General features: G+C 73.8%; 1 pseudogene. It reads left to right on the forward strand.

Annotation, left to right across the window (positions count from 1 at the left end):
• Nucleotides 1-1,167 (forward strand): annotated as a pseudogene (locus tag BN11_RS21030) (hypothetical protein); the annotation flags it as partial.
• Nucleotides 1,168-1,181: the final 14 nt, after the last annotated feature.

A 1,181-nucleotide genomic window follows, 5' to 3' on the forward strand; every position in this document is an offset into this window, starting at 1 on the left:
TTGCTGACCGAGGCGGCGGCGGTGTGGCCGGTGCACCGCTTTGCGTGGCACTACCGCAGCCGGGACCAGCGCCTGACCGAGTCGCCGGTCGCCGCGGCATACCCCGAACTGCGGACCTTTCCCTCGCCCTCCGACACCGGGGTGGTCCGGGTCGAGGCCGCTCCGGTCACCGAGCACGACCACGGCCTCGTCGCGCAGGCGGTGCGCGCCGTCGTGACGCACGCGCGTCTGCAGGCGAAGGAGTCGCTGGCCGTCCTGACCGTCGATCCCGAACTCGCGCAACGCATTCGGGACGGGATCCGCGCAACGACCGACCCGAGTGTCGCCGACTTCCTCGGCGGGCAAGGCGGAGAAGCCCTGGTCGTCCTCGACGCCGCCCACGCCACCGGTGTCGTGCGGGACGCGGCGATCGTGGTCCTCGGACAGCAGACCCCCGACCTGGTCGCCGGCGCCGCCGGCGCCCGACTGCTCACCGCGGCACTGACGCGGGCCCGGGCTCGCCAGACCGTGCTGCATACCCTCGACGCGGCGAAGCTGGCGGACGCGGCCGGCGACGGTCCGGCTCGCCTCGGCGCGCGGATCCTTGCCGATCTCTTGGCGAACGACCGGCCGAAGGTGACCACGACCTCGGAGTCCACACTGACCCGCGACCTTGCCCGCCGACTGAAGAGCCGTGGTCTGCGCGTGCGCGAGGGCGTCGCCCCCGGGATGGTCGACCTCGCCGTGCGCGACCCCTTCACCCGTGGCCCGGTCGCGCTGGCCATCCAAATCGACGGACCCGCGTATGCCGCTCTCGGGGGCAACCGGATGCGCGATCGCCTTGTGCAAGAACAGCTTCGGCGCCTCGGCTGGCGCCCGCTACGCATCCTGACCGTCGACCTGTTCCGAGACCCGGCGCGCGAGGAGGCCCGCATCGTGGCGGCGATGGAGCGGATGGCGGCCGGTGACATGCGCACCGGACCGATCACCGGCAAAGGGGCCCGGCGCGCCAGCCGCCCGGCGACGGGAAGGGCCGCTGACGGTGCCGCAGACCAACCCGCCGCAACCGGACGCCCCGAGCAGACGCGCGACGACACCGACGCCGGCTGGGGCGAACGCCCCGCCTCCGGAGGCGACCCGGCGCACGACCGTTGGTTGCAGGAGAACCGCCCCCCGCACTGGGACTGACGCTGCACCGGATG

The sequence above is a fragment of the Nostocoides australiense Ben110 genome, assembly GCF_001050535.1.
In the GTDB taxonomy this organism is placed as follows: domain Bacteria; phylum Actinomycetota; class Actinomycetes; order Actinomycetales; family Dermatophilaceae; genus Nostocoides_A; species Nostocoides_A australiense.